Genomic DNA, 8,659 nt, shown 5'->3' on the forward strand with positions numbered 1-8,659 from the left:
GCCGACACGACCGCCGCCGTCACCGCGGATGTGAACCAGGCTCGCGATTACTTGGCATCGCTGTAAATAACCCGCAAACCCCTCGACCCCTTTCTTCTCTTTCAAAGTCTAGAAATGACCATGGAAAAAGTATTGATTGTGATTGGTGACGCTAGCGAAACGCTGGACACCATGTACCCGTATTACCGTTTGCAAGAAGCGGGATTCCAACCCGTGGTCACAGCTCCCGAGAAACGGCGTTACCAAATGGTGATGCACGAAGTCAAAGCGGGATGGACGATCACCAAAGAATGGGAAGGCTATACGATCGATTGCGACGTGCCGTTCAGTGAAGTCAACGAAGAAGAGTATGCCGGGATCATGTTTTCGGGCGGACGGGCACCGGAATACATTCGCTACGACAAAGATCTGGTGCGGATCACCAAGCATTTCTTTGCCACCAACAAGCCGATCGCATCGGTGTGTCACGGCGTCGAGATTCCCGCCTATGCCGATTGCGTTCGCGGCCGCCGCATGGCGACCGTTCCCAAGTGCAAATTCGACCTCGAGGTTTGTGGCGGCACATTTGTTGACGAAGCCTGTGTGGTCGATGGCAATTTGGTTAGCGGCCGGACGTTTCATGACAACGGTCACTACCTAGGACCGTGGATCGATTTGTTGGTCAAAGCACGCGATGGCGTCGTGGTAGTTTGATGAGATACCTGATTGCTGGCCTATGGGTTGCCACCGTCGCATGGACTGCAGTCGCGGCGGCGGAAGAATTGCGTTCTGATTCGGCGTCCCTCCATGATTCATCGGCTCCGCCTGTGGTGGCGGGGTTCGATCGATTCGCGCGGCATGGAGATATCGATGCCGTCGACGGCGGACGCTTGTTGCTCGGCGAGTTGAGCTGCGCGGCGTGTCACGCAAGAGGCGATGCCGCCGCAGGCAAAAACACCGCGGCAGCGATTGAGCCGAAGCGAGGTCCACGACTGCACAGTGCGGGGATTCGTTACTCGCAGGCTTGGCTGGCTGATTTCATTGCTTCGCCACATCAGGTCAAACCGGGGACGACGATGCCCGATTTACTGGGTAATCGTTCGCCACAGCAGCGACGTGAGATCAGCACCGCGATTGCAGCTTTCCTTGTCGAAACTGAGCGTGCCGAGTATCCCGAAATCAAAGCGACCGGGGCGAATCCGGTGATGTTCGAGTTTTGGAAACGTGGTGATGCGGATCGTGGTAGCGAGATCTTTCACACACGCGGCTGTGTCGCCTGCCATTCCAGCGACGTTGACTATGTTGTGACCGGGGCAATCACATCGCCGGTCGATGCCTTGTTAGAAGAGCTTGACCCCGAAGAACTCGCTGACATGGGGTTGGCTGCTGCGGCACGGCGAGTCGAATCGATTCCACTCGGAGATCTGGCGGCCAAGTACAGTCGCAAATCGTTGGCTCATTTCTTGCACGATCCAGCACACACGCGGCCTGCGTTGCGGATGCCCGATTTCAAACTATCGAGCAACGAGTCCGCGGACTTAGCCGAATATTTGCTAACTGCGTATTCATCGAATAAACATTCCGTCGGCAAGCAAGCGTCCGTCGATCAATCGATCGGCGAATCCGCGAACGATCCAGCCCTGGTTCAGCAAGGGCGCGAATGGTTCATCGAATTGAACTGCGCCGCTTGTCATGACTTGTCCATCAAAACGGATTTGCCAAGTGTGATGCCGTTATTGGCGGTCAATGCGGAATCCGCAAATGGTTGTTTGGGAGATTCGCCGCAACGCCCTGTACAGTACCCGCTCGACTCGATGCAGCGAGACGCCATCGCCAAAGCGATCGCGAATGCCAAGTCGGGGCAGACGGTTTCAGCAACACAACAACTTGATGGCATCTTGTTGGCCGCGAATTGTTACGGGTGCCACCATCGAGACGAACTCGGAGGGATCGGACGCTATCGGAAAGCCTATTTCGAAACCGCGGGGCACATCGATTTAGGTGACGAGGGCCGCTTGCCGCCTCCGCTGACCGGCGTCGGTGCAAAACTGATCTCCACTCACCTTACCAACGTCGTCTCGGGTAAAACGCCTGCGATCCGTCCCTACATGCAAATCCAGATGCCGCGATTCTCGCAGGAGGTTGCTCGCGCTTTGCCAGAACTGTTCGCCGAAGTCGACGATGCCAATACTGCCGACGCGACGCGGGTGTTTGGTGACACCAAAGACTTGGCCGAAGCGGGACGCGAGTTGATGGACATCGGTTGCGTTCAGTGTCATACGTTTGGTGGCAATGCGTTGCCCGGAGTGACGGGCGTTGATCTGAGCAAGATTCATTCTCGGATTCGTCCTGCATGGTTCGAAACGTTCCTGCTGAATCCGGGCAATGTCAAAGAACGGACAAGGATGCCGACGTTTTTTGTCGATGGCAAAAGCCCGAGACCCGATCTGCTTGATGGCGATCCGAAACGGCAAATCGCAGCGATGTGGGCCTATTTAAACGCATTGCCAAAGCATTCCCTGCCAAGCAAGATTGAAGCATCGCGAGCCGAAAATTACGAGCTTTCCCCGACGGATCGCCCGTCGATCTTGCGGACGTTCATGCCAAGAGCCGGAACGCACGCGATCGCAGTCGGCTTTCCGGAACAGGTCCACTTTGCCTTTGATGCCGAACAAGTTCGTCTGGCGACGATGTGGCGTGGGCGGTTCCTTGATGCTCAAGGAACTTGGTTTGTTCGCTCTGCACCACCAGCGGAGCCACTTGGGAACGAGGTTGTCGAGTTTCCTGAAGGATCATCCTTTGCCAAATTGAATCAAGCAAACGAGCCTTGGCCATCGTCGACGGAAGTGCGGTTTGGCGGCTACCGAATCGATGCCGATGGATCGCCCAAATTCCTGTACCGCTATGCCGGAGTGGAGGTCACCGATCATATCGAGCCTTTGGCTGCGGACGAGCCATCGGAAACGCATCACAAACCAGGGCTGCGACGGACGATCACGCTGACGCCTATCGATGCGGAAGCGAACGCGAGTGCCGCTCCGCTTTGGTTGCGTTTTCATCAAGGTGATCGACTAACCCGAATCGATGACCACACGATGAAGAACGAAGCTGGCTTAACGATTGCCGTGCCGCCATCGCTTGCACGTGACGCTCACGTTTACGAGGGTGATGATGTGACCGAGTGGCGTGTCCCCGTACGCGAATTTCCCTTTAAAATCGAGGTTAACTATTCATGGTAGTTCGCGTGCTTTGGATTACATGCGTGCTGGCGCTGGGGGCGTCCCTGGTGACACCCCAAACGATAAACGCAGCGGACGAAAGTGATTACTACCGCCTCGTTTCCATCGAGGTTGCCGAAGCGAGTGATTCGCGGTCGGCGAATTGGCAACCGGCACCCGAAGGTTTGGTGCTGGAGGTCAGTGGCTTAACCGTCATGGACGATTCGCGAATTGCCGTTGCGATTCGCAAGGGTGAAATTTGGATGATGGACGGCGTCTATGACGATCCGCCCAGCAATGTGAAATATGAAAAGTTTGCCTCGGCGCTGCATGAACCGCTCGGGTTACTGTGGCACAACGATTCTTTTTATGTGACTCAGCGATCCGAGTTGACTCGGATTCGTGATCGCGATGGAGATCACGTTGCGGACGAGTATTTGACCGTCGCTAAAGGTTGGGGCGTGACGGGGCATTACCATGAATATGCCTACGGACCCAAGCTGGATCACGAAGGCAATTTATGGATCACGTTGAACATCGGTTTGGGATTGAAGGGAGATCAGCTGACGCGAACCGTTGAAAACAAGACGCTTGGCTACCGGCAAGGCCTGTGGCGTGGTTGGGGAATGAAAGTCACTGCCGATGGAGAGATGATTCCGGTCTGTGCCGGCATGCGATCGCCATCAGGGTTGGGAGCGAACGCGGATGGCCAGATGTTCTACACCGACCAACAAGGCAATTGGGTCGGCACCAACACGCTGCATCACATGCGGTCGGGTGCGTTTTTCCATCATGCGGAATCGTTGGCGTCGATCGATCATCCTGAATCACCGATCACGGATGTCACGTCGGTTCCCGACGGATTGCCTTTCCCGGACGCGCTGAAGGCGTTTCCGCAACTCGTTCCGCCGGTCGTTTGGTTTCCATACAAAAAGATGGGGCAGTCAGCGACCGACATCATGTTGGACGAAAGCGGCGGCAAGTTTGGTCCGTTCGCAGGCCAATTGTTTGTCGGCGAGTTCACGCAAGCATCGATTCATCGCGTGTTCCTAGAACAGGTCAACGGCGAATACCAAGGTGCCTGTTTCCCGTTTCGTAGTGGGTTTGCGTCGGCGGTGTTGCGGATGGCCCAAGGGCATGACGGCAGCATGTTTGTCGGACTGACCAACCGAGGTTGGAGCAGTCTGGGGGCAGCGTCGTACGGTTTGCAGCGATTGGTCTGGACTGGCGAAACACCGCTAGAAATCAAGGAGATGCGAGCCAAACATGATGGATTCGAATTGACGTTTACAAAACCGGTCGACGTCAAAACCGCCGCGGATCCCGCGTCATACACGATGTCGGGTTACACCTACCTGTATCAATCCTCGTACGGCAGTGATGAAATTCAAACGAAGTCGTTGGCGATTCGCGAAGCAAGGGTATCCGAGGATGGTTTGCGAGTTCACTTGGTCGTCGATGGGTGCCGTGAAAAGTTCGTCCATGAGCTGAACGCGATCGGAGTGCGAGGCCGAAATGGTGAACCGCTGCTGCATACCCATGCCTATTACACGCTGAATCAAATTCCAGCAGCCGAGTGATTCCGCTTTGCACAACTACGTAGCCTAGGCTTCCAGCCTGGGTGGTTTACCAGAATGTCCCTGACGCACGTAGTTTCCCAGCGGCAGTCGAGCGAATGACTGGATACGGTGCTATACTCAGCGACGGGCCGCGTCCGTTGCGGCAGATGCAGTTGCCTCGTGATCACACCGTTCGCCACCCATTTAGCTCGGAGAAGTTTCGATGAGATCGATTCATGTTGGTACTGTGATTTTCGCGTTCGTCTTTGTCACTCTTACGCAGTTCGCGTTCGCAATTGTCTCTTCGGCACAAGAAGTCTCAAACGCCGAGGTCCGGCCTGCTTCACCGAAAACGATGTTCGCGTACCTCGCGACGGGAATGCATGTCGGCGTCAAATCCGTGGACGGCACCGCAAGTGTTTTGATTTTTGTCTACACGGACGAAGACTACGAAACGGCGCTCGCTACATCGAAGATTGCGGGACGAGGGGCTGGCGCCAAGGATGCGGCAGCGAGCCATCCAGCGATTCAACGTGAGTTGGACGCCTATATGGTTCGTCACGACCTAGCGGAGGAAGCCGTAGACCGTCTGTACGTTATCTCTGCTTTTCGAACGACATTTGGAACGCTGGAGGCGATTGGCGACGACTACCTTCTGATCGAAATCGACGATGACATTAAGGTTGATGCAAATTCGACGTCAAAACGACGTCGCATTATCCCCAAGTCGTCGATTGGATCGATTGATCTCGACGCAAAACCCGTTCAGATCGTTGACACCAGGCCACCATCACGAAGCTAGAGCAATTTGAGAAATGACGTAGGTTAAAAAAGTAGCTACGTTCGCCAGAACGTGGTCCACCGCGAACGCGACGGTAACTACATCAAAGATAAAAATGCACTAGGGTGGTAGGCGTACATCGGTTGCCTTCTCTGGACCCGACTTTCCGCCGGGCGAAGCCGCGATAACATCGTCGTGATTTCGCATGGCACGTGTTCACAAATCCAAACTCTCGCTGTGCTTCATTTCGCCAGCTTTGGAATCAATCGCTTGACCAGTTTTCGGGCGGCTTCTTGCAAACCGGACTTCGCCGCGATTTGCTCGGCCAGATCGATGGACAGGGTGGTCTCGGCGTCGGAGGTTAACACCGTGCCATCGGACTGTTTGATCACTTGAACTTCGACACGGCATTGAACCGATACCAGATCGGCGCGGCTCATGGCGAATTGGGAAAGTCCTTCTCCTTTAATCAGGACGTCCGCGCGAGCCGAGTTTGCGTTGTCCGACGCGATCACGTCAAATCCTAGCTCGGTGAGTAGTCGTTCGATCTCGGTTTGGGCCGCAGGGTCAAAGGTTTGCTGGCCCACGTGTTGCTCGGTAACGGCGACCGTAACGCTCGGCAGCTTCTTGTTCTTGCCGCGAAGTGATTTCCGAGTGCTCGCAAGCCAATCGTCGACCGGAACCGGTTTCGGCAGCAGCAGCTTGGCTTTCTTCGCCACCACTTTGTCCACTTCCGCAGCCAATTGCTCGACCAATTCACCCAAATCCGTGTTGGAGGAACCCTTTACCGACGCGCCCGCCAAGCGACTGGTTTCGGTTCCGATCACCTTGGCGACCAAATATAAATCGTCGTTGACTTGCAAAACCGATCCGGTGATCAGCAGTTTCGCGCCCGTCAGTTTTCCCACTTGCAACGCCTCGTCCGCTTTGACGATGCCGGCTTTGCTAAGTTTCAATTCTTCAAATAGGTCGTCGATCGTTTGGCGTTCGACCAGCATCACATGCTCGGAAACGATCAGGTTCGCGAACAATAAATCGGCAACCTGAGCGGCTTCTTCTTGCACATCGCCACGGCTTTCAAAGGGCAGTATCGCGGTCGGAATCGGCTGCTTGGCATCGGCGGCAGTCACAGGATGGCTAAACGCGATCAGCAGACTGAGCATACAGCCGAAGAGTATGGAGGTTCGGTACATCATCGATTCTTTCATGGATCTAGTTGTGGATGGGGAAGTGTTTGGAGCAAGATATGCGTCAGCAATTCACGCGGCACGGGGGATTCGTTCCACCGCGAGATCAACGGCACACCGACAAACAGACAACCGCCGTGGTTCTCTCTTGATTGATACTCGGCAAGTTGCCAAACCTGAGGTCCGATCGCCGGAGTCATCCGCAATTGGTTGTTTGAAACTTGCAATTCCCAGCCGCGAGCGTGTTCGGCGTGCGACGACCAGAAATCGAGGTCGAGTTGTTTGGGACGCCAGCGACTGTTCGTAATGCTCGTGAAAGCGAGCTTCACGCCATCAGCGGCCGACGTCTGCATCGGCCACGTTGATGCATCCGTGGGGCGAAGCACGATCACCCACTTTCCGTCGCTGGCCCATTGCTCGGCCGCTTTAACAGTCCGTTTGTCCCACGCGATGGATTCGCCGATCACGATGATCGCTTCGCTATCGACTCGTTTCAAAGACGCGGCCACGTTGGGGGTTAGACCCGTTTTTTTCAGTGCATCCTCCGTGATGCCGGCGGGATCGTACAATGCAATTCCGGCATCACGGAGTGTTTGCCGGATGTTCACAAAGCAATCGGGCGAATGCAATCGCAGAGGATGTCGCGTTTCAGAAAGCGGATCGCCGAAGTGCAGAAACAGGTCCACCTCCAGCATCACCCCTGATTTGACTTCGGGAGTCTTGATCACAAAGGACCGTTCGGCGGCACCGCCGGCATTTGATGATTGCAGTTCCTTAGCCGGTTTCAGTTCGCTGACGCCTTGGGTCAACGTACGATTGGCTGTGTTCAGCCGCCAGTGAGCTTGTTTTGACGTGGTTGCCACCCCGGGTGCGAGCGTCAGCGTGCATGTTTCCCCGGCAAACTGGTCCGATTGGCCCGGTTTCAATTGTGCCCATGACGGGCCGGCGATGGACGCGACCAGCAGAAAGACGGCCCCCGCCACGACGCGAATACCACGCGAGCATGCAGAGCGTGGTTGTGAGTGAGCGGTTCGCTCGGGTGAATTAATTGTCACTGGATTGCACCTCGGAAACGTGGGGCCTTTTCGTCACCTCTGCCAATCCGGCATGGGTGGCGATCCACAATCGGTCGGCTGCCCAGACGCCATTATCCGATGTGTAATATCCGTCCATTTTGAATCCATCGCGGGGGCCATACATCGAAAAATCACCGGTATGTTTATTCACGCGATAGAGTCCACTGCATAAAAATTTCTCATAAGGAGTGCCGCCAAACCAAATTTCGTCTTTGTGTTCAATCAAGAACTTCACTTGATACCCCGCCTTCTGACGCCCGGGCGGATACCAAGCTTGTTTGAACCAATCTTCCGGGATCTCAGGTTGATCAAGCGGGTATAATTCACGTTGACTGGTGGACGCCCAGTAGCCGATGTCAGCGGGAAATAGGAACGGGGATTTAAGTGAAGTCAGTTCTAGCGGACTCCACGTTTCGGTTTTTCGATCGTACTGCCGAATCGATTGGATCGAGCGTGCCAGGATCTTGTCGTCGCTGACAATGATGTGCGTCGGAGCTTGGTCGGGAGCATTCTTGCCTTCGAAGATGGTCACGGATCCGTCGTCGGTGATCTTCACCAATCCGCCTCCGCGAGCGGTTCCAACGCCGACGTAACACACGTTGGCCACTGCGCGGAGCGATTCGATATGCAGATCGGGTAACGAATCGTCGAGTCCCCAGTGATGCCATTGTTGGGACGTGATGTCATAGCGATACAGTCCCTCGTCGTCGGTTCCAATCCACAGCGAACCGGCATCGCTATCCATGCACGTGATGCGTCCAATCTCTGTTTTGATGGTCGTCCAGGATTCAGTGGCGATGTCGAATGCGAAACATTGGTAACCCTGCTTTCCTCGCCCGCCACAGAAAATCCGCGATCC

General features: G+C 55.2%; 7 protein-coding genes. 4 read left to right on the top strand and 3 right to left on the bottom strand.

Going from position 1 to position 8,659, the window contains the following annotated elements:
• The first annotated feature begins 120 nt into the window (after window positions 1-120).
• The 4 genes from ABX962_RS22645 (at window position 121) to ABX962_RS22660 (ending at window position 5,558) form a co-directional block, all read left to right on the top strand.
• A complete protein-coding gene (locus ABX962_RS22645) occupies window positions 121-693 on the top strand; it encodes a DJ-1/PfpI family protein (RefSeq protein WP_345684434.1) in 573 nt (190 codons plus the stop codon).
• Window positions 693-3,218, top strand: a complete 2,526-nt coding sequence (locus ABX962_RS22650; RefSeq protein WP_372722559.1) for a cytochrome c family protein — start codon at window positions 693-695, stop codon at window positions 3,216-3,218. The genes ABX962_RS22645 and ABX962_RS22650 overlap by 1 nt, the downstream gene beginning before the upstream one ends.
• A complete protein-coding gene (locus ABX962_RS22655; RefSeq protein WP_372722561.1) occupies window positions 3,212-4,777 on the top strand; it encodes a hypothetical protein in 1,566 nt (521 codons plus the stop codon). Before ABX962_RS22650 ends, ABX962_RS22655 begins: the two co-directional genes overlap by 7 nt.
• A gap of 202 nt (window positions 4,778-4,979) precedes the next feature.
• Window positions 4,980-5,558, top strand: a complete 579-nt coding sequence (locus tag ABX962_RS22660) for a hypothetical protein (RefSeq protein WP_372722563.1) — start codon at window positions 4,980-4,982, stop codon at window positions 5,556-5,558.
• A gap of 221 nt (window positions 5,559-5,779) precedes the next feature.
• On the opposite strand, the gene ABX962_RS22665 is transcribed toward ABX962_RS22660, so the two are convergent.
• From ABX962_RS22665 to ABX962_RS22675, 3 genes are all read right to left on the bottom strand, one after another.
• The gene (locus ABX962_RS22665) at window positions 5,780-6,745 is read right to left on the bottom strand and encodes a CsgG/HfaB family protein (RefSeq protein ID WP_372722564.1); all 966 of its coding nucleotides are present in this window, start codon (window positions 6,743-6,745) and stop codon (window positions 5,780-5,782) included.
• Window positions 6,742-7,779, bottom strand: a complete 1,038-nt coding sequence (locus ABX962_RS22670) for a hypothetical protein (RefSeq protein WP_372722566.1) — start codon at window positions 7,777-7,779, stop codon at window positions 6,742-6,744. The genes ABX962_RS22665 and ABX962_RS22670 overlap by 4 nt, the downstream gene beginning before the upstream one ends.
• On the bottom strand, window positions 7,769-8,659 hold an 891-nt coding region (locus tag ABX962_RS22675), incomplete at its 5' end, for a hypothetical protein (RefSeq protein WP_372722568.1). The genes ABX962_RS22670 and ABX962_RS22675, both read right to left, overlap by 11 nt.

It is taken from the genome of Novipirellula sp. (assembly GCF_041583735.1).
Taxonomy (GTDB): Bacteria; Planctomycetota; Planctomycetia; order Pirellulales; family Pirellulaceae; genus Novipirellula.

What these genes read in the sequence shown, in the direction of transcription:
- ABX962_RS22665 (WP_372722564.1), bottom strand. Translation starts at nt 6,745, where the DNA reads ATGAAAGAATCGATGATGTACCGAACCTCCATACTCTTCGGCTGTATG.
- ABX962_RS22650 (WP_372722559.1), top strand. Translation starts at nt 693, where the DNA reads ATGAGATACCTGATTGCTGGCCTATGGGTTGCCACCGTCGCATGGACT.
- ABX962_RS22645 (WP_345684434.1), top strand. Translation starts at nt 121, where the DNA reads ATGGAAAAAGTATTGATTGTGATTGGTGACGCTAGCGAAACGCTGGAC.
- ABX962_RS22660 (WP_372722563.1), top strand. Translation starts at nt 4,980, where the DNA reads ATGAGATCGATTCATGTTGGTACTGTGATTTTCGCGTTCGTCTTTGTC.
- ABX962_RS22655 (WP_372722561.1), top strand. Translation starts at nt 3,212, where the DNA reads ATGGTAGTTCGCGTGCTTTGGATTACATGCGTGCTGGCGCTGGGGGCG.